At 60.8% G+C, this 24,309-nt stretch carries 20 protein-coding genes; 13 read left to right on the plus strand and 7 right to left on the minus strand.

Going from position 1 to position 24,309, the window contains the following annotated elements; genetic code table 11:
- Positions 1-31 precede the first annotated feature (31 nt).
- Together LGH74_RS04050 and LGH74_RS04055 are read left to right on the plus strand one after the other, a co-directional pair.
- A complete protein-coding gene (locus tag LGH74_RS04050; RefSeq protein ID WP_226172329.1) occupies positions 32-589 on the plus strand; it encodes a PPC domain-containing DNA-binding protein in 558 nt (185 codons plus the stop codon).
- Between the two features lie 311 nt (positions 590-900).
- Positions 901-1,410, plus strand: a complete 510-nt coding sequence (locus tag LGH74_RS04055) for a DUF4442 domain-containing protein (RefSeq protein WP_226172332.1) — start codon at positions 901-903, stop codon at positions 1,408-1,410.
- 257 nt (positions 1,411-1,667) lie between these two features.
- Here LGH74_RS04055 and LGH74_RS04060 read toward each other — a convergent pair whose 3' ends face one another.
- Positions 1,668-3,221, minus strand: a complete 1,554-nt coding sequence (locus LGH74_RS04060; RefSeq protein WP_226172335.1) for a DNA integrity scanning protein DisA nucleotide-binding domain protein — start codon at positions 3,219-3,221, stop codon at positions 1,668-1,670.
- A 176-nt stretch (positions 3,222-3,397) separates the two neighbouring features.
- Positions 3,398-4,201, minus strand: a complete 804-nt coding sequence (locus LGH74_RS04065; protein ID WP_226172338.1) for an energy transducer TonB — start codon at positions 4,199-4,201, stop codon at positions 3,398-3,400.
- A 111-nt stretch (positions 4,202-4,312) separates the two neighbouring features.
- Here LGH74_RS04065 and LGH74_RS04070 point away from each other — a divergent pair, with 111 nt between their 5' ends.
- From LGH74_RS04070 to LGH74_RS04095, 6 genes are all read left to right on the plus strand, one after another.
- The gene (locus tag LGH74_RS04070) at positions 4,313-4,753 is read left to right on the plus strand and encodes a RidA family protein (RefSeq protein ID WP_226172340.1); all 441 of its coding nucleotides are present in this window, start codon (positions 4,313-4,315) and stop codon (positions 4,751-4,753) included.
- 34 nt (positions 4,754-4,787) lie between these two features.
- Positions 4,788-6,995, plus strand: coding sequence for a TonB-dependent receptor (locus tag LGH74_RS04075; RefSeq protein ID WP_226172343.1), 2,208 nt, complete (start codon positions 4,788-4,790; stop codon positions 6,993-6,995).
- A 75-nt stretch (positions 6,996-7,070) separates the two neighbouring features.
- Complete coding sequence (locus tag LGH74_RS04080) at positions 7,071-8,906, plus strand: MutS-related protein (protein ID WP_226172346.1); 1,836 nt, start codon at positions 7,071-7,073, stop codon at positions 8,904-8,906.
- A 169-nt stretch (positions 8,907-9,075) separates the two neighbouring features.
- Complete coding sequence (locus LGH74_RS04085) at positions 9,076-10,044, plus strand: bestrophin family protein (RefSeq protein WP_226172349.1); 969 nt, start codon at positions 9,076-9,078, stop codon at positions 10,042-10,044.
- 476 nt (positions 10,045-10,520) lie between these two features.
- The gene (locus LGH74_RS04090) at positions 10,521-10,901 is read left to right on the plus strand and encodes an STAS domain-containing protein (RefSeq protein ID WP_226172351.1); all 381 of its coding nucleotides are present in this window, start codon (positions 10,521-10,523) and stop codon (positions 10,899-10,901) included.
- Positions 10,902-11,101: 200 nt separating this feature from the next.
- Positions 11,102-13,240 (plus strand): FUSC family membrane protein, encoded by a 2,139-nt coding sequence (locus LGH74_RS04095; RefSeq protein WP_226172353.1) that lies wholly within the window; start codon positions 11,102-11,104, stop codon positions 13,238-13,240.
- Positions 13,241-13,246: 6 nt separating this feature from the next.
- Here LGH74_RS04095 and LGH74_RS04100 read toward each other — a convergent pair whose 3' ends face one another.
- The 4 genes from LGH74_RS04100 to LGH74_RS04115 form a co-directional block, all read right to left on the minus strand.
- Positions 13,247-13,897 carry a response regulator gene (locus LGH74_RS04100; protein ID WP_226172373.1) on the minus strand — a complete coding sequence of 217 codons (651 nt, stop codon included), beginning with the start codon at positions 13,895-13,897 and terminating at the stop codon, positions 13,247-13,249.
- Positions 13,898-13,954: 57 nt separating this feature from the next.
- Complete coding sequence (locus LGH74_RS04105) at positions 13,955-15,826, minus strand: sensor histidine kinase (protein ID WP_226172375.1); 1,872 nt, start codon at positions 15,824-15,826, stop codon at positions 13,955-13,957.
- A 207-nt stretch (positions 15,827-16,033) separates the two neighbouring features.
- Positions 16,034-17,203, minus strand: coding sequence for a hypothetical protein (locus tag LGH74_RS04110; RefSeq protein ID WP_226172378.1), 1,170 nt, complete (start codon positions 17,201-17,203; stop codon positions 16,034-16,036).
- Positions 17,204-17,329: 126 nt separating this feature from the next.
- Positions 17,330-19,387 (minus strand): S9 family peptidase, encoded by a 2,058-nt coding sequence (locus tag LGH74_RS04115; RefSeq protein WP_226172381.1) that lies wholly within the window; start codon positions 19,385-19,387, stop codon positions 17,330-17,332.
- Positions 19,388-19,556: 169 nt separating this feature from the next.
- Between LGH74_RS04115 and LGH74_RS04120 the strand changes: the two genes are divergently transcribed.
- Both LGH74_RS04120 and LGH74_RS04125 read left to right on the plus strand, forming a co-directional pair.
- Positions 19,557-20,459 carry a LysR substrate-binding domain-containing protein gene (locus LGH74_RS04120; protein WP_226172384.1) on the plus strand — a complete coding sequence of 301 codons (903 nt, stop codon included), beginning with the start codon at positions 19,557-19,559 and terminating at the stop codon, positions 20,457-20,459.
- Positions 20,460-20,552: 93 nt separating this feature from the next.
- Positions 20,553-21,581: a YeiH family protein gene (locus tag LGH74_RS04125; protein WP_226172387.1), complete on the plus strand. Its 1,029-nt coding sequence runs from the start codon at positions 20,553-20,555 to the stop codon at positions 21,579-21,581.
- A 102-nt stretch (positions 21,582-21,683) separates the two neighbouring features.
- Here LGH74_RS04125 and LGH74_RS04130 read toward each other — a convergent pair whose 3' ends face one another.
- On the minus strand, positions 21,684-21,869 hold the full coding sequence (locus tag LGH74_RS04130) for a hypothetical protein (protein WP_226172390.1): 186 nt from the start codon (positions 21,867-21,869) through the stop codon (positions 21,684-21,686).
- A gap of 153 nt (positions 21,870-22,022) precedes the next feature.
- On the opposite strand from LGH74_RS04130, the gene LGH74_RS04135 reads away from it, so the two are divergent.
- Genes LGH74_RS04135 through LGH74_RS04145 form a run of 3 tightly spaced genes read left to right on the plus strand, consistent with a single transcriptional unit; the run spans position 22,023 to position 24,253 of the window.
- Positions 22,023-22,271, plus strand: coding sequence for a hypothetical protein (locus LGH74_RS04135; RefSeq protein ID WP_226172392.1), 249 nt, complete (start codon positions 22,023-22,025; stop codon positions 22,269-22,271).
- A gap of 50 nt (positions 22,272-22,321) precedes the next feature.
- Positions 22,322-23,050 (plus strand): hypothetical protein, encoded by a 729-nt coding sequence (locus LGH74_RS04140; protein WP_226172395.1) that lies wholly within the window; start codon positions 22,322-22,324, stop codon positions 23,048-23,050.
- 33 nt (positions 23,051-23,083) lie between these two features.
- Positions 23,084-24,253 (plus strand): SHOCT domain-containing protein, encoded by a 1,170-nt coding sequence (locus tag LGH74_RS04145; RefSeq protein WP_226172397.1) that lies wholly within the window; start codon positions 23,084-23,086, stop codon positions 24,251-24,253.
- Positions 24,254-24,309 lie beyond the last annotated feature (56 nt).

A 24,309-nucleotide genomic window follows, 5' to 3' on the forward strand; every position in this document is an offset into this window, starting at 1 on the left:
CCGGGACTGTCGGTCGGTTTTTTGCCCGATTATGAAGCGTATTGCCTGTTTTCTGCTGTTTCTGGGGCTGAGCGTATCGGCTGCCTTTGCCCAACAATCTACTATGCCCGCCGTTCCTGCCCTTGCCTCTCCCATGCGCTCCTACGCCCTGCGGCTGCGGCCCGGCCAGGATTTGCGCCAGCAGCTCACCGCCTTCACCCAGGAGCACCAGCTCAAGGCCGCTGCCATCGTTACGTGCGTGGGCAGCCTGACGACTACCACGCTACGCCTGGCCAACCAGAGCGGCCCGACGGTGTACAAGGGCCACTTCGAAATTGTGTCGTTGGTCGGCACGCTGTCGGTGAATGGCAGCCACCTACACCTGGCCGTGTCGGACTCGACGGGGCGCACCGTGGGCGGGCACCTGCTGGATGGCAACATTGTGTATACCACTGCCGAGCTGGTTATCGGGGTGCTGGAGGAGCTGGATTTCCGCCGGGAACCGGACCCGGTTTCGACTTATAACGAGCTGTCGATATACCCGCTGGCGCCGGCCAAACCGAAGAAAAGCCGGGCCGCAGAGCCGGAAAAAAGGGCAGGCAAACAATAAGCCGCCTGCCCCGGCAGTATTTTAAGCAAGCCGCTGCTGCCCGTATTTGAGCTAATCTGGCCTGTTTTAGTATTCTTAGCTTGCTGCGAAGCTATACCTATGGGCCTTGGTAGGGTCTTCGTCCCTCCGTTTGCCGTCGTGTCCCGCAAGCTCAGTATCGAGCATGAAGTAGATTGGGGCGGGCAAACGCCTTACTTTCCCTGGAGAACAGAGCATTTTGGTTTGAGCCAGGTAGAGCAGATAATCCGGGATAATGCTCGGCATGCCGAATAATTTTTGTTCATTGCATCTCTTATCCAGCCCGCTTTGCCATGTCCCAGTTTGTGCCCGTCCCGGTTGATACGCCCCAGGCCGCAGCCTTTCGCCGTACCATTTCCAACCCGCTGAAGCTGCGTCTGTTTATGCTGCGCAGCCTGCCCATGGCTTACCTGGCGGGCTTGCGCATCCGGGAAATCACGCCGGAGCGGGCTACTGTCACGGTGCCGTTTAAGTACCTGACCAAGAATCCGTTTCGCAGCATCTACTTCGCCTGCCTGAGCATGGCCGCCGAAATGGCCAGCGGCGTGCTCTCGATGATGAATACCAGCAACGGCGGGCCGGTGTCGATGCTGGTGGTGGGCTTGGAAGCGGAGTTTAGCAAGAAAGCCGTGGGCCTGATTGCCTTCACCAGCGAAGACGGCCTGCGCATTGCCCAGGCCGTGGCCGAAAGCCGCGCCACCGGCGAGGGCCGCACCGTGGTGTGCACCAGCACCGGCACGGATGAAGCCGGCGACACAGTGGCCGTATTCCGCATCACCTGGTCGTTTCGGGCGAAAAAATAATGTGCTCAGGTGCTAATGTGGTTGAATGTGCTGATGTGCTAATGCCCAACGTGTCATTGCGAGGAGGCACGAAGCAATCCGTCCTCTGAAATGTGCTGAACCCTCTAAAGTGAAAAGCCCTTTACTCCAGCTGGAATAAAGGGCTTTCTGGTAAAAGAGCGTTGGTCACTAGCAGAGGACGGATTGCTTCGTGCCTCGCAATGACACGTTGGGCATTAGCACATCAGCACATTCCCCACATTAGCACATTAAAAAACCTATTCCCGCTCCGCCAGATTGTCTTTCGTAATGACATCCACCAGGCCGTCTTCACTGACCACAATGGCCATGCACGGATACGGGCTGCTTTCGACATAACGGATGGCCGAGTTGTAGCGGGCTCCGCGGGTGCTGGTACCGTGGCCCGAGGCCTTGCCGTCGAGAATGACGCCGATGGAGTAGCAGTAGGAATCCGGGTCGACGAGCACCGCGCCATCAATGGCCGTGACCAGGCGGGTGATGAGCGGGGTGAGAGGTACGGGCTCAATGAGGGTACACTGCAGCTTAAGCCGGTCGGCTTCGGCCAGGGCTTCGGTGGTCACGACGACCAGTGTGCCGTGCTTCTGGCGGCTGGCTTCCACTACCACATCCCAAAGGCGCTCCACTTTTTCGGGGGCCGTGAGGTCGAAGATGCGGCGCAGGTCTTTGCGGAACTGCACCCGATTCAGGCGCGGCCGGGGCAGGCTGGGCTGGCCGTAGTGGCTGCGCATCAGTACCCTGCCATCGTGCTGAAACTCCCAGGCATAGTGCGTCACAAAGTTGATCATGAACAGGTCTTCGCGGCTGGCGTCGTAGGTGCCCACCAGGCGGCCCAGGGCGTACACATTTTCACCGTCGGCCAGCAGGCTCACATCAGGCGTGGTCATTTCGAGCAGCTTACGCACGGCCCGGTAGTCGGTGAGCGGGGTGGGGCAGGTGAGGGCAAATACCTCCTCCAGGTTGGGGTGGCGGCGGCGGGCCAGCAGCAGCTTGCCGATGCCCTCGGCACCCTCGTAGCGTAGCGAGGAAATAGTATTGCAGGTAGCAAATAGCTTAGCCGTGGACGGATGAATACCCAGAGCCTGGGCGGGCGTATCCATCAGCAGCTTGCCGGCGGCCCGCACCAGCTCGTCGGTTTCGCGGGGGCGCACCAGCATGCCTGAGCCGGGCTCGGGCTCGTTGAGGGCCTTCACGCATTCTTCCTGAAAGCGCAGCACGGCGGCCAGCACCAGCGACGGGGCCAGCGGCTTGCCATCGGTGTAGTAGCGGTCGGGGTGCAGGGTGGGGTTGCCGCGCAGGGCCTTGCGGTTGAGCTGCAGCACCGTGATGACGTGGAACCGCCCCACCGTAATAGGCCAGCCGGCGAAGTATTGGTTTTTGCCCCCCACGGCCTCCAGCGCCTCTTGGGTGGCCATGCGCAGGCCCACACCCTGGTAGCGCCGCCGAATCATTTCTTCCGTCAGCTGGTCACGGTCGGCCGGGGCCCAGGCGTAGGCGCTCTGCAACTCCTGGCCCCGGTGCAGCACTTCGCCGAAATGCCGGAAGTCGAGGCCGCAGTCGGCGGGCTCCAGGCACACTACCTCTTCGGCACTGCCCTGCCCCACGGGAATGCCGATGAGCGTGACTTGCGGGTCGAGGTCGTCGTCGAGGGCCGAGAAAATGCCGTCGGCCATGGCCTGGGCCGCCTGCTGAAACCGCGCCTGATAGGGCCAGATAGTGAGCGGACCGGAAACCGGCGGCGCGGGAATAGGAGCAACCGGCGGGGCAGATAATACGGGTAGCGGAGCCAGCATAGGAATAGAAAGCAGGTGAAAGGAAGAAAGCAGGAGCGGAATTTGGGAAGCTGGCACTGCCGCCGGATGCACCCGGTGGCAGAGAATGGCATTGAGCAGCGTGCTAGCTTAGTTACTGGACGAATAGCGCCGCCGGATATTTTGCCGCTCCGTCGCTAAAAGCGGGATGGATGCACCTAGAGCAGTGTGAAAAGCACCGGCAGCACCATTTTTTGCTTCACCGGCTCGCCTTTGTAAGTAGCCGGTTCCCATTTGGGCGCGGCTTTGATCAGGCGCAGGGCTTCCTCGTCGAGGCCGGCGCCGAGGCGCTTCACCAGCTTTACGTCGGTCAGGGAGCCGTCTTTCTGCACCATGAACTCAACCAACACCTTACCCTGAATGTTCTTTTTGCGGGCCAGGGCCGGGTAGCGCTGGTTTTTCTGGATCCATTCGAAGAAGGCGTCGGTGCCGCCCACGGGGCGGGCAGGCTGCTCGGCTTTCACGATGGTAGGACCGTCCTTCTTTTCGGGCTGCGACTCGTCGTTCATGCCCGTGGCCGGGGCGGGGCCGCCGGCGCCCAGGGGCAGGCGGAAACTGATGGGGATGGTGATGCGCTGCCGTACTTTGGCACCCTTATTTTCGGCCGGGGTCCATTTGGGGCCGGCTTTGATGAGGCGAATGGCTTCGGCATCAAGGGCCGGGTCGAGGGGCGTTTTGGCTACCACATTCGACACGCTGCCCGACTTTTCCACCACGAACGATACTTCCACGGTACCATCCCGGCCGGCTTGTAGAGCGGCGGTGGGGTACTGCTGGTTTTTCTCGAGGTAGTTGGCGTAGGCCTGCAGGCCACCGGCCGGCACGGCGGGCTTGGCCACGGCGTCGTAGATCTGGTCGGCCTGCTGTTTGGGATATTTCAATTTCTGCTGGGCCTGGGCGGCGGTGAGGGCAGCGGTGCTCAGGGCCAGGAGCAGCGAAAAGCGGCGGAAGGTGGAGCGCATACGAATCGGGGGTTAGAAGCGGTGCAGCTCAGCCAGGAGGCAACAACCGCACCAGTGCAAGAACGGACAATTCTCCTACGCATTGCGGCCGAATTCGGTAGTTTTGACGGTATGCAACCTGACGAAACCTCTACCGCGCATAATTCTTCCCGGGCTCCGGAGCCCGTAGGCCTCTACCCGCACGCCCGCCGCGTGGGCAATCTGCTGTTTTTGTCGGGCGTGGGGCCCCGGCAGCGCGGCCAGAAAGCCATTCCCGGCGTCGAGCTGTCAGCCACGAATACCGTGGTGCGCTACGACTTCGAAAGCCAGTGCCACGCCGTGTTCCAGAACGTGCGCTACATTCTGGAAGAGGCCGGCTCGCGCTGGGAAGACCTAGTGGACGTGACGGTATTCCTGACCAACATGAAGGACGACTTTGCCACCTACAACCGGCTCTACGCCGAGTATTTTCAGTCCAACCAGCCCTGCCGCACTACGGTCGAAATCAACTGTCTGCCCACGCCCATTGCCATTGAGCTCAAGTGCATTGCCGTAGTGGGCGAAGGCCGTTAAAAACTGACATGTTATCTTTTTATCTTTAAGACCGATGAAAAAAACGATACCCTTCCTATTTGCCACTTTGTTTGGTTTCGAGCAAGCCCAGGCTCAGAATTCCCAACCCGATACGCTCCGGGTTATTGGCCTGAGCGAAGTGGTGGTATCGGCCAACCGGGTGCAGGAGCGCAAGGCCGACATTCCCCAGCAGATTGACGTGCTGCGGGCCGCCCAGATCCGGCTGCAGAACCCAATGACTACCGCCGACGCCTTGATTAACACTGGGCAGGTATTCGTGCAGAAGTCGCAGTTTGGTGGCGGCAGCCCGGTTATTCGGGGCTTCGAGGCCAACAAGATTCTGCTCGTAGTAGACGGCGTGCGGATGAACAACGCCATTTACCGAGCCGGTCATTTGCAGAACATTCTCAGCACCGATGCCAACGTCATGGACCGGATTGAAGTGCTCAGCGGTGCGGGCTCGGTGCTATACGGCACCGACGCGCTGGGCGGCGTTATCAGCATTCTGACCAAAAACCCGCTGTTGGCCGACAGCACCTCGGCCACCCAGCCGCGGGTACACACCAACAACCTACTGCGCTACGGCACGGCGGCCAAGGAAAAAACGGCCCACACCGACATCAGCCTGGGCTGGGAGAAATTTGGGTCTCTCACCAGCATCACCGCCTCCGACTTCGACGACCTGCGCAAGGGCCGCCGCCCCTACAAGTCGTTCCCTAGCTTCGGCGAAAACCTGCGCTACGTAGAGCGGCAGGACGGCAAGGACGTGGTGGTGCCGAACGACAACGTGAACATTCAGCGGCAGTCGGGCTACCGGCAGCTGAGCGTGCTGCAAAAGTTTCTGTACCGGCCCAGCGCCACCCAGCAACACACCCTGAACGTGCAGTATTCTACCACTTCCGACGTGCCGCGCTACGACCGGCTGCAGGAGTACCGCAACGGCAACCTGCGCTTTGCCGAGTGGAACTACGGCCCGGAAAAGAGGTTTTTTGCCAGCTACCAGTTTCAGTACTCGCGCCCCACGCGCTTCTTCGACATGGTGCGCCTGACGCCCGCCGTGCAGAAGGTAAACGAAAGCCGGTTGTCGCGGGCCTTTGGCAACGTAAACCGCGACGAAAACCTGGAGGAAGTGAAGATTGGCTCCCTCAACCTGGACTTGTTTAAGCAAATCGGCAAGCACGAGCTGCGCTACGGGGCCGAGGCTACCCACAACAAAGTGGAAAGCACGGGCCGCCGCGTCAACATCGACACTGGGGCTTCCACTGGTATTGCCACGCGCTACCCCAACGGCTCGACCTACGCCACCCAGGGCGTGTACGCTTCGCACAACTGGGAAATTACGCCTCAGCTGATCTTGTCCGACGGGCTGCGCTTTAGCGCGGTGCAGCTGAAAGCCAATTTCAACCCCGAGTTCTTCAAATCCAGTTTGCTGAACTCCGACCAGGAGTCGTCGTCGCTGAACGGCAACCTGGGCTTGGTCTGGATGCTGCCGGCCGGCTTCCGGGTGAGCGGACTGCTGTCGACAGGCTTCCGCAACCCCAACCTGGACGACGTGAGCAAGACCTTCGAGCAAAACAACGGCACGCTCATCGTGCCCAACCCCAACCTGAAGCCCGAGCAGATTTTCTACCGCGAAGCGGAACTCTCGAATACCATCGAAGGCAAGCTGCACGTGGCTGTTACGGGCTTCTACAGCACCCTGACCGACGCCATTGTGGTGCGCCCCTTCACGGCCCCCGACGGCTCGACTACTACCGTGTATAATGGGCAAAACTTCACGACGGTAGCCAATACCAACGCCAACAAGGCCCGCATCTACGGCGTGAGTGGCCGCTTCAACGCGGCGCTGTTCAACCACTGGAGCGCCCAGGCTACGGCCACCTACACCAACGGCCGCGTGCTGAGTACCGACGTACCCCTGGACCACATTCCGCCCATTTACGGCCGGGGTGCCATTACGTACAAAGACCGGAAGCTCACGGCTGAGGCCTCGATGCTGTTCAACGGCCGCAAGGGCGTGGCCGACTATAGCCCCTCGGGCGAAGATAACCTGATTCAGAACACGCCGGTGGGCGCTTTAGGCTGGCAAACCTTCAACCTGCGCACCACTTATCAGGTAACGAAGGGCTGGAGCGTGCAGTCGGGCCTGGAAAACATTCTGGACCAGAGCTACCGGCCATTTGCTTCGGGCATCAACGCGGCCGGTCGGAATTTCTACTTGGCGGTGCGGTTTGAGCACTAAGCCGGGGCGTAACCAATAATACCGAACGGGGAGGGTGAGAGTGTTACTTTTGACACGCTCACCCTCTTTTGCGTCGTGCCCGTATCCTCCGTCCTCCGTCCGCTTACCGTTGCTCCGGCCGAGCTGTTCACCGAAAACCTGGCGGCTCACACGGCCCAGGAGCGTTACTACACTAGCCGGCACCGTGCCGTAGCCTGGGTGCGGGTGGTAGCGTTTGGGGCCAGCATAGCAGCCGTGTGGTGGCTGTTTTCGCGGAACGAGCTGCCGGCCGCTTTTGCTGTAGTAGCCGTAGCCTACGCGGTATTCCTGCTGTTGGTGCGCTGGCACAGCGCTGTGGGCTACCAGCGGGAGCATTACCGGCTACTGGCTCAGCTCAACCAGGAGGAGCTAACCCGGCTCGAGGGCAAGCTCACCGGCTTCGACCCCGGCACCCGTTACCTCGACGCCGCTCATCCTTACACCGCCGACCTCGACGTGTTCGGTCCGCACTCGTTGTACCAGCTCCTGAACCGCGCTACCTCCCGCCTGGGCCACGACTGGCTGGCCGGCTGGCTGCTGGCGGCTTCGGCGCCGGAAGTGGTGCAGCTGCGGCAGCAGGCCGTAGCCGAGCTGGCGCCCGATGTGGCCTGGCAGCAGGAGTGGCAAGCCCGCGCCAAGCACTACCCTAAGCAGGACACCGACCCGCGCCGCTTCACCGAATGGCTGCGCCAGCCCGATTTTTTCCGGGGCAAGGCGTGGCTCAAGGCCCTGCTGCTGATTTTGCCGCCCCTAGCCGTGGCCAGCGTGGTGCTATGGCTGCTGGGCTACTCGGCCAAGCCGGTGCTGGTAGCCGTGCTGGTGCTGGGCAGCCTGAACGCTATGTTTCGGCAGGCCCGGGCCGAGTATTTCCAGCACAGCAGCTCGATGCGTGACGCGCTGCGCGCCTACCGCGACCAGCTGGCTTGGTTTGAAGGCCGGCAGTGGAAAGCACCCCACCTGCGCCAGCTGCACGCCACGCTACACGCAGGCCAGGGCCCGGAAACGGCCTCAGTATTCATTGGGCAACTCTCGCGCATCACGGGACTGTTTTCGATGCGGGAAAGTCCGGTAGTAGCGGCCATCTTCAACAACATTCTGCTCTGGGACCTGGGCTGTATGTGGCTGCTGGAACGTTGGAAAACCCGCCTCGGCGGGCAGCTCGACGCCATGCTGGAAGTAGGAGCCGAACTGGAGGCGCTGGTGAGCTTAGCCGGGTTTCAGACGGCCAACCCCACGTATGCCGTGCCCGAGCTGAGCAGCACGCCGCTGGAAGTAACGGCCGCCGGGCTGGGCCACCCGCTGATTTTCACCCGGCAGCGCATCACCAACGACTTCAGCACGGTGGGAGCGGGGCAAACGGGTATCATTACGGGCTCCAACATGTCGGGCAAAAGCACGTTTCTGCGTACTGTAGGCCTGAATATGGTGCTGGCCCAGGCCGGGGCCGCGGTGTGCGCCCGGGCGCTGCGGCTGGCTCCCGCGCAGGTATACACCGCCATGCGCACCCAGGACAACCTTTCGGAAAGCACGTCTTCGTTCTACGCTGAGCTCAAGCGCCTGCGCCTGCTGCTGGAGCTGACGGCCGCCGGCCAGCCCGTGTTTTATCTGCTCGACGAAATCCTGAAAGGCACCAACTCCCGCGACCGGCACCGCGGCGCCGAAGCCCTGATCCGGCAGCTGCACCAGCGCCCGGCCAGCGGCCTGGTCAGCACCCACGACCTGGAGCTGGCCGCCATGACCGACGAGCTGCCCGATTCCGTAACCAACTACAGCTTCAACAGCACCATCGAGGGCGACGAAATCCGCTTCGACTACCACCTCACGCCCGGCCCCTGCCGCGAGTTCAACGCCAGTAAGCTCATGCAGCTAATGGGCATTGAAGTGAAGTTGTGAGATGGTGGAAAGGTGAGTTTGACGTTCTGTCTTGTGCTCAGTCATGCCCTTCAACGCTCCGGCGGAGCTTGCGTAAGCAATAACCGGCACCGTAGTGCGCAATAAAGTGAGAGTTCGGCCGGGGCAAAACAAAAACTCACTAATTCACTAATTCACTAACTCACCGCTTGTGTACATCCGGGAAAATCTTCGTTGGCGCGTAATCTGGAAATACGCCTGGCGCAGCGTACTGCTCTTTACCCTCTACTCACTGCTGCTTTGCACGCTCTATTCGGTGGCAGGGCTGCACTTCATTGCCATTCCGTGGCAGCCCGTGGCTACGCTGGGTATTGCGGTATCGTTCTATATCGGCTTCAAAAACAACGGCTCCTACGACCGGTTTTGGGAAGGCCGGCAGCTGTGGGGTGGCATCGTAAACGCCAGCCGCACCTGGGCCATCAAGGCGCTGGAATTCGTGACCTCGATTGTGGATGCGCCCAACGTGCAGGCTCCGGCTGCCAGCGCCCATGAGCTGAGCCACCGCCACCGCCAGCTGGTGTATCGTCATATTGCCTGGTGCAACGCTCTGCGCCTGCAGCTGCGCCGCCAGCCCGAGCTCTGGGACGAGCAGGTTGCCCCTTTTCTGGACCCGGAAGAGTCGGAAATAATGCGCCGCAAGCAGAACCCGCCCACGCATCTGCTGCGTCAGCAAAGTGCCGAGCTGCGGATTCTGCGCGAGGAGCGAGGCCTGCTCAACGACTTCCAGCACGTGTCGATGGTCGAAACCATTGAGCAGCTCTACACGCTGCAGGGCGGCTGTGAGCGAATCAAGAATACGCCGTTTCCGCGCCAGTACGCCTTCTTCAGCTACGTATTCGTGTGGTTGTTCATTGCCTTGCTGCCCTTAGGTTTGCTGGGCGAGTTTTCCAAGCTGGGCCCCGACCACGTCTGGCTGACCATTCCGTTTTCGGTACTGGTGTCGTGGGTGTTCAACACGATTGAAATCGTGGGCCACACCAGCGAGAATCCGTTCGACAACCAGATGAACGACGTACCCATGACGGCTTTGTGCCGCACCATCGAAATTGACCTGCGCGAAATGCTGGGCGAAACCCAGCTGCCCACGCGTCTGGAGCCCATCGACGATATTCTTTACTAAGTGCTTGGCTTCTTGCGGACTTATGGTAAACACCCGTTGGGAAACTAACGGGTGTTTGTGTTTTGAGGCAATTTGGAGGCTAGCCTATATAGTAAAATCATCTTGTAGTAGTCGGTTCGACAATGGGCCCGAGGGCGCTATTACAGCCGCAAAGCTGGAAAAGCCCTGACTGCGGGACCGAAGCAGGCCGTTAAACGCCGCTGCTGCGGCCCGTTTGACCTAATTGTACTTATCATAGTGTGCTTGTAATTTTGAAACTATTTATTTAGTAATGAGTGTATTACGAGCGAAAATAATACCTTCGGCAGCTGGCCGATTTTGCTGCGTAAACGTATGCATATACCACTACCCGGTAGTACTGCGCCTGGCCACAACTGGCGTGCAGCTACCTGCCGAAGAGCCGCTCGGCTGCTTCCGCTTTCCGCCCTGCCTGCCCCTCTTTGACAAAAACCCGCCAACTATTCTTGAACCTTGCCATGGAAGTTTATCGTGAGATTCTGCCGGAGAGCTACCTTCTGATTCTGGCCGATGATGTACCCACCGACACCGATCCGGAGGACGACGCCCTGGACCGGGCCCTGAGCCGGGCTGCCCGCAGCGGCAAGTCCAGTGTGTGGGTTGACTGCAGCCACCTGCACCACCTGCCTTCCGATGCGGCCGAGCTGCTCACCTACTATTACCACAAGCTCAGCAAGCACGGCATGAACCTGGTGCTGTGCCACCTCAGCGACGATGCCCGGCAGGAGCTGGCCAGTCTGGCGCCTTCTTTGAGCGTGCCCATCGTGCCCACCCTGCTCGACGCCGAAAAGTATTGCCGGCAGCACCTGCTGCACAACACCCGCTCCGACGCGGCCTAGCGGCCAAATCAGCGCCTTTTTCAAAAGCCTTGCCCTTGCTGGTGAGGCTTTTGGCATTTTCAGGCGGTGGCTGAGCGGCGGTGGGCGGCCACTGGCGGCCGGGCACCGAGCAAAAAGTAGCGGCGCGGTATTGCCAACTGCCCTTACCTTGCCGGCCGTATAAGGAGCCCTACCGGCCCCCGACCTGATACCCCGCGGCAATGAACGAACACACCCGAAAAATCCACTACTTCTTCTTTGGACAGGATTTTTCCGACGGGCTGCGCATCACCTTCGCCATTTTGCTGCCCGCGCTGGTGTTTGCCCGGCTAGGGCAGTTCGAAACCGGCCTTACGCTTTCCACCGGGGCCGTCTGCATCAGTATCACCGATTTGCCGGGCCCCATCGAGCACAAGCGCAACGGCATGCTTTACGGCATCGGGTGCATTTTCCTGGTGGCGCTGCTCACGGGCCTGGTGCAGCACTCCAACTTTCTGCTGGGCGTTGAGGTAGCGGCCCTCACTTTCTTCTTCACCATGTTTCTGGTGTATGGGGCGCGGGCCGGGGCCCTGGGCTCGGCGGCGTTGCTCATCATGATTCTGCAGATGGATAAGCCCCTGACCGCCGCCCAGGTGCTGCCCCACGCGGCGCTGGCGGCGGCTGGCGGCCTCTGGTACACGGTGCTGAGCCTGCTGCTGCACCAGGTGCGGCCCCACCGCGCCGCCCGGCAGGCCCTGGCCGAGTGCATCCACGCCATTGCCCAGTTCCTCACTATCAAGGCCGATTTTTACACCCTCGAAACCACGCTGGAAGAAGACTACCGCCGCCTCATTGCCCAGCAGGTAGTAGTGAGCGAAAAGCAGGATGCCGTGCGCGAAGTGCTGTTCAAAACCCGCCAGATCGTGAATGAATCCACGAACCGGGGGCGGCGGCTGGTCGTCACCTTCATCGATGTGGTAGACCTCTACGAGCATATCACGGCCACTTACTACGACTACGCGGCCCTGCGTGCCCAGTTTGGCCACACCGGTGTGCTGGGCGAAGTAGCCAGCATGATTCGGCATATGGCCGTGGAGCTGGACCACATCGGAGTGGCTATTCAGGCTAATCGGCCCTACACCACCCGCGCCAACCTGAAAGGCCAGCTGGAAACGCTGAAAATCCGCATCGACGCCATCGGGGAGGAAGGCACGGCGGGCAGCAATCTGGTGCTGAAGAAGATACTGGTGAACCTGCGCAACCTCACCCAGCGCGTGAATGACATCCTCAACTACTTCGACGCGGCCAAAGTGGGCCAGACCCGCAACCGGGAGCTGGAATTTTCGCGCTTTGTGTCGCACAACGAGTTTGATTTGAAGTCGTTGCGCGACAACCTCACATTCAACTCGTCCGTGTTTCGGCACGCCGTGCGCATGACGCTGGCCTGCTCCGTGGGCTTTGTGGCCTCCAAGCTGCTGTTTCCGGGCAACCACAGCTACTGGATTCTGATGACGACCACCTACATGCTCAAGCCCGGCTTCAGCCTGACCAAGGAGCGCAACTACCAGCGGATTTTGGGCACGCTGGCCGGGGGCGTCATTGGCGTGCTCATCCTGTGGCTGATACCTGACACTGGGGTGCAGTTTGCCTGCATGGTGCTGCTGATGGTTGTTTCCTACAGCTTTCAGCGCACCAATTACATCATCACCGTCACCTGCCTCACGCCCTTCATTCTGATTATGTTCAGTCTGCTGGGAGTGGGCTACCTGGGCGTCATTGAGGAGCGGGTACTGGATACGCTCATTGGCTGCGCCATTGCCTTTTCGGCAGGCTACTTTCTCTTTCCGAAGTGGGAGGGCGAGCAGCTCGGCGACTTTATGCGCGACGTGCTGCGGGCCAATATCAAGTACCTGCACAAGCTGGCCGAGGGTATTTCGGGGGTGGCTTTTCGCCAAACCGACTACAAGCTGGTGCGCAAGGAAGTGTACGTCAGCTCGGCCAACCTCTCGTCGGCCTTCCAGCGGATGCTTTCGGAGCCCAAAAGTACTCGGCGCAACAGCACGGAGGTAATGGACTTCGTGGTGCTGAACCACATCTTGTCGTCCAATATTGCTTCTATCACCTCGGCTGCTACTACCCAGCCCATTGCGCCGGCTACGCGCAAGCCGCTGCGGCAGGCCCTGGCGGCCCTCACGCGCAGCCTCAAGAAGCTGGACCCCACCGCCACCGACCCCGCCACCGATTTTCTGGCCGTGGAGGCCGAAGCGTTTCCCAAACAAGTGCTGACGCCGGAGGAAAACCTGCTGCGCGAACAGCTGGAGTTCATTCAAAAAATCAGCAGCGACATCAGCAAAGCCACCGATACCATTCTGGTGCAATAGCCGGGACTACAGGCCGTAGTCGAAGGCAAACTGCAGCAGCGCGGCCATATTGGGCAGCTCTAGCTTGTGCATGATGTTGCGCCGGTGGGTGCCCACGGTGAACTCCGACAACGACAGCCGCTCGGCTATTTCCCGCGTCGTGAGGCCCGCTCTGATGAGGCCTACTATTTCCCGTTCCCGCCCCGACAACCGGTGTAGCCGCAGCAAGGGCTCGGTGGTGGCGGCGGGAGCCGAGCTCGGGCGGCGCGGCAGCAGCGGAAACACCTTCTCGCCGGCATACACGCTCCGAATAGCCGCCAGCAGCCGGTCGGCATCGGCCGACTTGGGCAAATAGCCGTGGGCGCCGGCTGCTGCTACCCGTTCTATCAGCTCGGGGCCGGTGGCGGTGCTGAAAACCAGCACCCGCAGCCGGGGCCATTTCTGCAGCAGCACCGGCAGCAGCGTGAGGCCATCGGTGCCGGGCAGGTGCAGATCGAGCAGCAGCACATCGGCGGGCAGGGGAAGGGGCGCATTATCCAGCCAGCTAACCAGCGCCTCCCCCGAGGCCAGCTGCGCTACTACCGCAATGTCGGGATGTTCGGTGAGCAGTAGTGCCAGGCTTTGCGTGAGCATCAGATGGTCATCGACGATCAGCAAGCGGCAGGGAGCAGATAGCATACAGGTGGCGGCGGGAAGGTGTAGGGTAAAAAGGGAAGGTAGAGCGCGGCAACAAACTCAGCAAGGTATCCGGACCACAATGCTCGTGCCGTGCGGCGAACTGTCGATGTAAAGCTGGCCCCGTAGGTAATCGGCGCGGGCCCGCACCCCGCGCAAGCCGATACCAGCGGCGGCGCCTTTTTGTTCGAAGCCCCGGCCGTTATCCTCCACCAGAATTTCCAGCTCAGTGGGATGGTGCAGCAGCTGCACCGAAACTTCCTTGGCCCGCGAGTGGCGAATAGCATTGTTGAGCAGCTCGGCCGCAATGCGGTAGGCACCCTGTTGCAGCGGGGCCGGCAGCTCGTCGAGGCTGGAGTCGCAATACGCCTGCACTACGGGCGAGCCGTACACGTTGTGCAGCTCGGCCAGCATCGATATCGACTCGCACAGCTTGCCCTGGCCGGGCTCTACGGGCAGCAACGTGTGGCTGTAGGTGCGCACTTCGTCGCGCAGGTGACGCAGCAGCAGCTCGGTGTGGTGGGCCACGGCCGTAGCCGCCGGCGAGCTGGCCAGCGCTTCGCGCAGGGCCTGGCCCTGCCAGGCCATGTGCAAAGCTGCCAGGTTGGGGCCCAGCGCATCGTGCAGCTCCCGGGCCAGCTGGGCGCGCTCTTCTTCCTGGGCCGCAATGAGGCGCGCACTCTGCGCATTGCGCACCCGCAGCTGGCGCACCCGCAGTTTCTCATTCTGGCGCAGCGTGTCCCGAAACCGGCCCGTGAGCAAGGCGCTTAGCACCAGCAGTTCCAGCACCAAACCCCAGGCCAGGGCATTGGGTCGGATGATGTTGAAGTTGGTCAGGCCCAGATGATTGAGCCAGAAGAGCATAAAGCCTACGAAGAAGAAGAAGTAGGTAAGCGCATAGTAAGCCGCCATCCGCCGCCGCCGCGAAAGCAGCACCGCTACCAGGCACATCCAGGTATACACAGCCAAAGCCAGCAGCAGTACTTCGCGGGTAGCGTTGAGCACCGTGGGGTAGATAACGTCGTTGGCCTGCACCGCCACCGGAAACAGCAGAGCGTATGCCACCACGAAAACCGCCGCCGCGCCGGCCAGCCAGCGGCCGAGGCGGTAGAGGCGGGGCCAGCCGGCCTGTAGCCGCAAGAAGGCCTGCATAATCTGGATGCCGCAGGCTGCCGCTAGCAACAGCAGGTTGAACTGCCCCACCGACCATATTGCCCGGTAGAGCAGCGTGGGCAGCACCCAGGCATCGAACCCGTCTTCCATCAGTAGAAAGAGCGTGAGGCAGAGCACGTATACCCCGTACCAGATGTGGATTCGGTCGCGCAGGAAGGTGAAGAGCACCAGGTTGAACAGCGCGCTGCTCACGTAAAAGCCCAGCAGCCAAATCCAGTGCCGCTCAAACGGGGCCTGTACTTCCGACGCCAGATACTGCTCCGTGGTTTCGATGTAGGTGGGCAGATACAGCGCCCCCGCCCGGTGGTCGACGCGCAGGTAGAGCACAGCTCGTTGTCCGGCCTCCAGCGTGAAGGGAAAACTAAGGGAGCGGCCGGGAAAAGCCCGCTCACGGGCCGGCTGCCACGAGCTGGCCGTAATGGTCTGAAACGACTGGCCGCCCTGGGCCCGGAAGTAGAGGGTGGCGCTGTCGGTGAAGTTGTAGATGCTCCAGACGTAGCGGCTGCGTTGGGCCGAGGTATTGGCTACGGCAATGCGCTGCCACACGCGCTGGTGCAGAAAGCCCAGGCTGAGTGCCTTGTGCCAACGGCCGGGCCCGAAAGCGCCGGTGCGCCAGAGGCTGTCGGCTCGCTCGGGGCTGGGTGCTACCGAAAACGGCTCGGTATAGTAGCGATAGGCTTCCGAAACGTGCGTATGGTTTTCCCCGTCTAGGTACAGCGTATCCAGCACCGTGTGGCTGTCGTCGGTTGCTTGAGCCAAGCTATGCGCTGAAAAGCCGAGTAGAAAAGCGCATAAAACGACAAGCAAGCGGATGGACACGGCAGGATATGCAATAAGGTAAGAACAAGTGAACAGGCAGTCTGATAGCAATATAGTACCGCCCGGGGCTTGCGGCGTTGCATAACCTACAAATTCGGGCAGAATCAGTTCCGAACCCCTGCTCTCAGGCGAATCAAAGAGGCTGCTTTATTGGTAGTAGAGGTAGAAATAGCGGTAAAATACAGCTTTGGCACCCTGCACGTTCGTGGTTTCACCCGACAATAAGCCCTGGGGAAAATAAGAATATACTGTGTAAGTAGTGCGGGGCGCTGCCATGGGTACGCTGAGGCGCTCTTGCCGGCCTAGCAACTGGCCCAGGTTGTTGTAGGTGTAGTACACGATGGTCTGCACGGTCTGTCCCGTAGTACCCACCGGGCTCGTAATTTCCTGCCGGATCAGGCGGTGCTGAGCATCGTAATAGTGGCGCCGTTCGGGCTCCAGGCCGTAGCCGGCGCGCAGTGTGGCCAGCATCTGCGCACAGCTCATCACCCCGGGTTGGTCAGTTGGGAGCCCTATGCTCCGGGCGCGGGCCATGGTGGCCAGGTTTAGCTTGCCGCTTTCCCGGAGCCGGCCGTGCCGGTAAAGCAGGTAGTTGACTTGGTAGCTGGTCGGTTGCTGGCTCTGGTCATAAAAGCAGGTCAGGCTGAGTACCGTGTCGGGGTGGGGCACCAACCGGATACTGCGCTGGTGGTACTGCGGATACTGGTACTGCTGCACCCTTAGTGCCCGGGCTTTAATTTCGGTCAGCAGCGTGTCGCCGCTGTGGTAGAGCCGCTTTTCACTGACTACATTGTGCTGCCCGTTGGCCTGCAACACTTCCTGCTGGCCCTGCTCCAAAGCGGGATTGTAGGTGGTAACTACCGTATAAGGCCGGTTTGGGCTCGGGTATTCGACCAGGGAAGTACAGTGACCGTTCTGGTTGTAAGCCCACTGCCGCTGTACTGAGGCGGGGCCGGTACCCACCTGCTGCCAACGGCCCTGCCGGTCTACGGTCTGGTATTCCAGGGTGTCTTCCACTTCGCCCCGGCGGTTTATTCTGACTTTCATCACCGCCCGCACCTTGTGGCGGGCGTACAGGTGCCGGGTAGCCGTATCCGGCTCCGCTCTGATGGCGCCATCGGGGCCAACGGGAATCGTCGGCTGCACGGTTATCAGCCGCGCCATCCGGGCCTGCGCTGGTGACTGGAGTAGCTGATACGACTCAGAAGGCGGGGGAGGGGGCTGGTTGCGTCCCATCGGCACCTGCCCGTAAGCCTGTTCCGACCCGGCGGCCAACCCACTCAGCACGAAGAGCGACAAAAGCAACGGGAGGCGCATGGGGTTAGGTGGCTAAGGCGGAATAGCTTCTATAAGATAGCGCAACAACGACAGAAAAGCCACTACAAAAACGGACTCCACCGTAGTTGGCAGAGTCCGTTTTCGTAGTGGGCCTCACTAGCGGCATTACTTGGCCGCCTGGGTTTCGGGCTTCAGCGTGCGGCCCAGCCACTCGAAGAACACCCGCTGCCAGAGCACTGCGTTCTGGGGTTTCTGAATCCAGTGGCCCTCGTTGGGGAAGTACAGAAAGCGGCTCGGAATGCCGCGCAGCTGGGCCGAGCCGAAAGCTTCCATCCCCTGGCCCTCGGGCACCCGGAAATCCTTGCCGCCGTGAATCACCAGAATCGGGGTGTCCCACTTGCCCACAAACTGCTGGGGGTTAAACTCGGTGTAGCTCTTGTGCTGCGGCGTTTCCCAGGGCGCGGCCCCGATGTCGTGCTTGGCAAAGAACATTTCCTCGGTGCTGGGGTACCAGCTGGTCAGGTTAAAGAGGCCGGCGTGAGCAATGAAGGTCTTGAAGCGGCCCTCGTGGTGGCTGGCCAGGTAGTACACCGAGTAGCCGCCGTAGCTGGCGCCCACGCAGCCGCGCCGGTCCTTGTCCACAAACGGCTCCTTGCTCACGTCGTCGATGGCCGAAAGGTAGTCACGGATGGGCTGCCCACCCCAGTCGCCCGAAATGCTGTTGTTCCACTCGGTGCCGAAGCCGGGCAGGCCGCGCCGGTTGGGTGCCACCACGATGTAGCCGTTGGCAGCCATCAGCTGGAAGTTCCAGCGGTAGGAAAAGCTCTGGGTAATGGGGCTCTGTGGCCCGCCCTGGCAATAAAGCAGCGTGGGGTATTTCTTGCTGGCATCGAAGCCGGGCGGATAAATGACGTACACCTGCATCTGCTTGCCGTCGGTGGTCGTCACGCGGCGGTTTTCTACCTTGCCCATCGTCACGCCAGCCAGGTCATCCTTGTTGATGGAGGTCAGCGCGGTTTCCTTGCCGGTTTTCAGATCCACGCGCACCAGGTCGGCGGGGCTGCTGATGGTGGTTTTGTTGGCCACGACCTGGTCTTTTCCTACCAGCTCGAAGGCGTTGTAGTTTTGCGCGCCCTGCGTGATTTGCCGGATTTTGCCACCCTTGCTCGGCACCGAGAAAATCTGGTCGGTGCCCTGAATAACACTGGCGAAGTAGATGATTTTGCCGTCGGCGCTCCACCGGATATTGGCCGCCGCCTGCTCCGAGCCCTTGGTGATATCCTCACGCTTCTTGGTCTTGAAGTCGTACACCACGATGCCGTTGCGGTCCGACTCGAAGCCCGGCGTGGCCATGCTCAGCCAGGCCACCTTGGTGCCGTCTGGCGAAAACACCGGCTCGATATCGTAGCCTTCCAGGCCCTGGCTCAGGTTCTCGGTTTTGTTTTCCCGGATGTTGTAGAGGTAGATGTCGGAATTGGTGCTTTCGGCCTCGGCCTTGCCCGTGAGCTTGCGCGAGGTGTAGGCCACCGAGTAGCCGTCGGGCGAAAAAGCCAATTGCTCCGAGCCGGCCAGGGGCTGCACCGGCGCGTCAAACTTCTCCCCGGCCATGGCGTCCTTGCCGTAGCCGGTGGGCTTGCCATCGGTGCCGATGGGCTGGAAAAACACGTGCGAGACCTTGTAGTCGTCCCACACATTCCAGTGGCGGTAGTTCAAATCGTCGATGATGCGGGCGTCGGCCTTAGGCAGATCCGGAAACCAGTCCTTCACCTCTTTGCCCGTTTTCACGTCCTGGGTGTAGAGAATGAAGTTGCCTTTAGGCGAATACTTCAGGTTGCTGAGGCCCTCGTCGGGAAACTCGCTGAGCTTCTGCTTGCCCGAGCCGTCGGCGCTGATAACGTAGAGCTGGTCGGTGCCGCCTTCGCCCGAGAGAAAGGTGAGCTTGCCATCGGGCCGCCAGTTGAGGGTGTTTTCCGAAACGGTGGGCGTATTGGTAAGCTGCCGCACGGCCCCGCCGGCCACGGGCACTAAGTAAATATCGGCGCTGCCTTTGTTGTCGGTCAGGCTGTAGCGCGTCACGGTGAAGGCCACCGTTTTCTGATCCGGCGACACCTGCATTTCGCCCAGGCGGCCCAGCTGCCAGAGCTTTTCCGGCGTCAGCACGCTTTGTTGGGCCGCGGCGGCCAGTGGGAGCAGGGCCAGCGCGGCAAGGAAAGGTTTTCTCATGGGGAAAGGTGGAAATGGAATTGCTCAGGAAAGGTAAGCAGGTTTGGTTTTTGGTGGGTTATTGTCGGTTTATAGTCGGCCAGTTGAGCATGACGTTCTGCTACTGAAAGCCGGCCAAACAACCGTAATCGGCAACGAACAACCAACAACAACCAGCTACCTTGCGCTCATGCCCGATTTTCGTCTTCGCGTTTTTCAGTCGGTGGCCCGGCACCTTAGCTTCACCAAAGCAGCCCAGGAACTGTTTATCACCCAGCCCGCCATTACCAAGCACATCCGGGAGCTGGAGCGCAGCTACGGGCAGCGCCTGTTTGAGCGGCGCGGCAACCGCGTCACGCTCACCGAGGCCGGCCGCCTGCTCCTAAGTCACGCCGATGCCGTGGAAGTACTCCACCAGCAGCTCACCGACCAGCTCCACGGCCTGCACGCCGAAGCGGCCGGCCGCCTGCGGCTGGGCGCCAGCACCACGCTGGCCCAGTACGTACTGCCGCCCATTCTGCCCGGTTTTCAGGCCCGCTACCCCAACATCGAGCTGACGCTCTACAACGGCAACTCCGAGCAGATTGCCGAGGCCCTGCTCTACGGCCACATCGATTTGGGCTTCGTGGAAGGCCAAGTGAAAAACCGCGACCTGCACTACGAGCCCCTGCTCGACGATGAGCTGGTAGCCGTGCGCCGCGCCACTGCTGCCGGTCCGCCCGCTGAGCCCATACCACTGCCCGATGTGCTGCAGCATCCGTTGGTGCTACGGGAGCGGGGCTCGGGCACGCTCGAAGTGCTGGAATTTGCGTTGCGGGCCCAGAAAATCAAAATGGCCGACGTGCAGGTGGCGCTGTATCTGGATAACACCGAAGCCATCAAGTCGTACCTGGAAGCGGCAGCTAATTGCCTGGGCTTTGTTTCGAAACAGGCTTTGAAGAAGGACATCGAAGCCGGGCGACTGGAAATAGTACCGGTGCAAAACCTGACCCTGACGCGGCAGTTTGAGGCGGTTTGGCTGCAGGGTCAACCCCTGGCCGTACCAGCCCGCCGCTTTCTGCTGTATGCCCAGCAAGAGTTCAGCGAGGTTTAGTATAACTTCAAGTAATGACCGATAATCATTTTTGATTATCGAACGGGGTGGGGGACGCGTACTTTTGGGGTAGTTATTGCTTCCGCCCCACCCATGAAAGTTTCCCACCCTGCTCGTCCGGTCCTGCCGCACCCCGAGGAAGCCCGCAGTGCCTTTGCGGCTTTCCTAACGCAGCCATTGCCCGTTTGGGGCTCGGCTCTTACGCCGCAACGGCTGGTATTTGCTGTAGCCTTGCTGGTTTGCGTGTCGCCGTGGGGCTCTCCGCCACTGGCCTTACTGCTGGGGCTAGTAGTGGCGCTGGTTATCGGCAACCCATTCCAGGCCCAGAGCCGGCGCATCACCGGCAAGCTGCTGCAATGGTCGGTTATCGGGCTGGGCTTTGGCATGAACGCCCACGCCGCCGTGCAGGCCGGCCGGGAAGGCATCTTGTTCACGGTTGCTTCCATTGCCGGCACGCTCACGCTGGGCTACTTCGTGGGCCGCTGGCTGAAGCTGAACCCCAAGACGTCCCACCTCATTGCCAGCGGCACCGCCATTTGCGGTGGCAGCGCCATTGCGGCCGTGGGTCCGGTGCTGAAAGCCGATGAGTCGCAGATGTCGGTGGCGCTGGGCGCAGTCTTTATACTGAACTCCATTGCGCTGTTCATTTTCCCCGTGTTGGGCCACGAGCTGCACCTGAGCCAGAATCAGTTCGGCCTCTGGTGCGCCATTGCCATCCACGACACCAGCTCGGTGGTAGGCGCCGCCAGCCACTACGGCGACCAGGCCCTGCAGATTGCCACCACCGTGAAGCTGGCCCGCGCCCTCTGGATTATCCCGGTGGCCCTGGGCACGGCTTTCCTCTTCAAAACACCCGGCGCCAAGGTCAAGCTGCCCTATTTCATTCTGGGCTTCATCGGGGCGATGCTGCTCAATACCTACGTGCCCGCCCTGCAGCCCCTGGCGCCAGTGGCGGTGAAGCTGGCCAAAATAGGCCTCACACTGACCCTGTTTCTGATTGGAGCCGGCCTCTCGGCTCAGGTGCTGCGCTCGGTCGGGGTACGGCCCTTCGTGCAGGCCGCGCTGCTGTGGGTTACCATTTCGGCCGTCTCACTCTACGCCATTCTGCACACGGTTAATTAGCTTTTGTCATGTCTCCCGCTGGTCGACATGACGTTCTGTTACAGCAACAAAAGGCCCGTCCCAAAGCAGGAACGGGCCTTTTGTTGCTCTTGAGCAGTTCTTTTACTTATCCGATTTCTTGCGGCCGGAGCCGCTCTTTTTGCCGCCGCCGTCCTGCTTGTTAACGGTGGCCCAGGCTCGGCGCTCGGCTTCGTCTTCCGAGAGGCCGCGCTTTTCGTAGCCTTCCTCAATGTGTTCCGCCTGCCGCTTCTGCTTGTCGGTATAGGCCGATTTATCTCCCTGGGGCATGATTACAAGATGATTAAGTGAAACAAACGGTAAATCAACTGACTAGCCCACTATACGCGGCCCGTTTGCGGGTGTTATGACGAGCTTGGCCGGCAGGCAGTTGCGGCAGGGTGCCTATCTTCGCCCCGTCAACCACCGCTAATTCCTGCCGCCATGCGCCAGCTCGCCGATATTCCGCACCCGGATGCCAAAATCACGCTTTTCTCCTGGAACGGGAAGTACCTCATCAAGCTCGAAAAAGGCCCGTTGGAGCAAACCTACAAGGTGAGCGAGATGGACGTGACCAGTGAGGCCGACATCCGCACCCTGCTCGATGAGGAATTCATTGCCGCCGCCGTGCAGCGCTTCGCCCAGATGAACCAGGATTTGCAGGCCGCCTTCAACCGGCACGATATTTATTAGCCTGCGGCTATCTTTCCCGTAGCTTTCGTTTACCCGATTCCCTTCCGACCATGAAATTCCTGTTTTCTACTTTTTTGCTGGCTGCCCTGGTTAGCCTCTCGGGCCCCCAGGCCAGCGCCCAGCTCTACGATGCCCGCACCAGTACCGTCAATTTCGAGAAGAAGGAGCGCGACGCGGTGAAGGTGCAGGTAGAAGGCACCGCCGCCTGGACTCGCGACTTCTGGCAGTCCTGGCTGAAGGATACTTACAACATTAAGCTGAAAGGCGACGGGGTATTCGGAGTTGGCAAGAAAGACGTGCTGGCCGCCAAGCAAACCCCCGCCTCCAGCGTATCGGGCAAGCTGATTGACTTTTACTCAATGGTAACTTCGCCCTCCGATACTACTTCGGAGCTGTCGGTCTTCGCCGCCTTCGGCCCCGATACGTTTCTGAACCCGGATAAAACGCCCACCGAATTTGCGGCCCTGCGCAGCATGACGCAGAGCTTTGCCACCGCCGCCCGCGTGAAGGCTTACAAGGAGAAAATTGCCGAAGCCGAAAAGCAGCTGAAAGAGGCTGAAAAGGAGAAGGAGCGCCTTCAAAAGGAAATAACCTCCCTCGAAGCCAACACGACCAGCAACCTGGCCCGCATCGAAGCCCTGAAGCAAACCAACATCAGCAACGCTCTAAAAGCCCGCGAAGATTCAGTAAAGCTCATCACGACCGGCCAGCAGATGGAGCTGCGCAAAGTACAGCTGCAGAAGCGGCGTGACCGTCTGTCGGCTCTCGACCGTAAATAAGCTGTTGCCTGCCCTCTCCACCGCTACTTTCCCATGGAAAAAGACCCGTCGCCCCTCGATACTCTGCGCCAGCTCAAAGAGTGGCTCGATGCCGGCACCATCACGCCCGCCGAGTTTGAAACGCTGAAACGTAAGCTCCTTTTCAACGAGCAGCAGGCTCCTTCGGCCGCTGCCCCCGTCACGCCGCCTGCTGCCCCGATTGCGCCGTCGGTTATGCCGCCACCCGTGCCCGAGGCCCGGGCCGTTAGCGCGCCCATCGAAGACCCGCTGTTACCGCCCATCGTGACGCCCAAGCCCGCGCCGACTCAGTATCAGCCGCCGGTAGAGCAGGTAACAGCTCCGGCCACACCCGACCAGCCCTTTAGTCACCCGCGCGAGTCGGGCCGGCCGGGCACCTCGCCCAGCGCTACCGACGGCGGCGCCTACGATACCTATGATGCCACCGAGCCGGAGCTGGCCGAAGAGCAGGAGGAAGCGCCCTATGTGGCCCCAACCCGCAGCCCGCTTTCCACGATTCTCATCGTGGGCGGCATTTTGGCTTTGCTGGCCCTCACTGCCTACCTCACGCTCGGCAACCGCGAATCGGAACACCTGAGCAGCGCCACCCGTACCGAGCAGGACAGCCTGAGTGCCACGCCGGAAGTGGGCCCCCAAGCCGAGCAGATTGATTTGCCACCCGCCGCTGCCCCCGAAACCGTGCGCGTTGCACCCGCCATTGCCCCGGCCGCTCCTGCCGTTGATTCAGCCTCTACGGCTCCGGCCGCTACCCCGGAACCTGTGCCAGCCCCCACACCTGCCGACGACAGCGCCGTGCGCGGCCGTATCGAAAGTCTGCTCTCGGCTTATTACGAAGACCTGAAAGCCGCGCCCTTTAGTGCCGCGCAATACTTTTCGCCCACGGTCGAACGGTTCTACACCCTGCAGAACACCACGCCGGCCGCCATCAACGAGGAGCTAGTGAAAAGCCACTTCCCGGAATTCCTGGAAGCTTCCAGCGAAATTGAGCCCGGTAGCCTGCAAATCAGTGACGTAGGCGAAGACGGTTCCCGCGTGGTGACCTTTCTGGAGAAAAGCCAGGCCTTCCGCCAGTCGCAGCAAAAGCACCAGCAAACCCGCGCCCAGGTGCGCGTGCGCCTCGATAAGAACTATAAAATCAAATATCTGCGCCAGGAACGGCTGCTGGAAAACACCTTTACCGATTAGCTGGTTGTAGGCTCAGCAAGCGAATAGCTCACGCAACCCGGTTGCGTGAGCTATTT

The organism is Hymenobacter lucidus, from assembly GCF_020447265.1.
In the GTDB taxonomy this organism is placed as follows: Bacteria; Bacteroidota; Bacteroidia; order Cytophagales; family Hymenobacteraceae; genus Hymenobacter; species Hymenobacter lucidus.

What these genes read in the sequence shown, in the direction of transcription:
- LGH74_RS04120 (WP_226172384.1), top strand. Translation starts at nt 19,557, where the DNA reads ATGCCCGATTTTCGTCTTCGCGTTTTTCAGTCGGTGGCCCGGCACCTT.
- LGH74_RS04100 (WP_226172373.1), bottom strand. Translation starts at nt 13,897, where the DNA reads ATGCTATCTGCTCCCTGCCGCTTGCTGATCGTCGATGACCATCTGATG.
- LGH74_RS04065 (WP_226172338.1), bottom strand. Translation starts at nt 4,201, where the DNA reads ATGCGCTCCACCTTCCGCCGCTTTTCGCTGCTCCTGGCCCTGAGCACC.
- LGH74_RS04090 (WP_226172351.1), top strand. Translation starts at nt 10,521, where the DNA reads ATGGAAGTTTATCGTGAGATTCTGCCGGAGAGCTACCTTCTGATTCTG.
- LGH74_RS04135 (WP_226172392.1), top strand. Translation starts at nt 22,023, where the DNA reads ATGCGCCAGCTCGCCGATATTCCGCACCCGGATGCCAAAATCACGCTT.
- LGH74_RS04050 (WP_226172329.1), top strand. Translation starts at nt 32, where the DNA reads ATGAAGCGTATTGCCTGTTTTCTGCTGTTTCTGGGGCTGAGCGTATCG.
- LGH74_RS04095 (WP_226172353.1), top strand. Translation starts at nt 11,102, where the DNA reads ATGAACGAACACACCCGAAAAATCCACTACTTCTTCTTTGGACAGGAT.
- LGH74_RS04075 (WP_226172343.1), top strand. Translation starts at nt 4,788, where the DNA reads ATGAAAAAAACGATACCCTTCCTATTTGCCACTTTGTTTGGTTTCGAG.
- LGH74_RS04115 (WP_226172381.1), bottom strand. Translation starts at nt 19,387, where the DNA reads ATGAGAAAACCTTTCCTTGCCGCGCTGGCCCTGCTCCCACTGGCCGCC.
- LGH74_RS04055 (WP_226172332.1), top strand. Translation starts at nt 901, where the DNA reads ATGTCCCAGTTTGTGCCCGTCCCGGTTGATACGCCCCAGGCCGCAGCC.
- LGH74_RS04145 (WP_226172397.1), top strand. Translation starts at nt 23,084, where the DNA reads ATGGAAAAAGACCCGTCGCCCCTCGATACTCTGCGCCAGCTCAAAGAG.
- LGH74_RS04130 (WP_226172390.1), bottom strand. Translation starts at nt 21,869, where the DNA reads ATGCCCCAGGGAGATAAATCGGCCTATACCGACAAGCAGAAGCGGCAG.
- LGH74_RS04140 (WP_226172395.1), top strand. Translation starts at nt 22,322, where the DNA reads ATGAAATTCCTGTTTTCTACTTTTTTGCTGGCTGCCCTGGTTAGCCTC.
- LGH74_RS04070 (WP_226172340.1), top strand. Translation starts at nt 4,313, where the DNA reads ATGCAACCTGACGAAACCTCTACCGCGCATAATTCTTCCCGGGCTCCG.
- LGH74_RS04110 (WP_226172378.1), bottom strand. Translation starts at nt 17,203, where the DNA reads ATGCGCCTCCCGTTGCTTTTGTCGCTCTTCGTGCTGAGTGGGTTGGCC.
- LGH74_RS04125 (WP_226172387.1), top strand. Translation starts at nt 20,553, where the DNA reads ATGAAAGTTTCCCACCCTGCTCGTCCGGTCCTGCCGCACCCCGAGGAA.
- LGH74_RS04060 (WP_226172335.1), bottom strand. Translation starts at nt 3,221, where the DNA reads ATGCTGGCTCCGCTACCCGTATTATCTGCCCCGCCGGTTGCTCCTATT.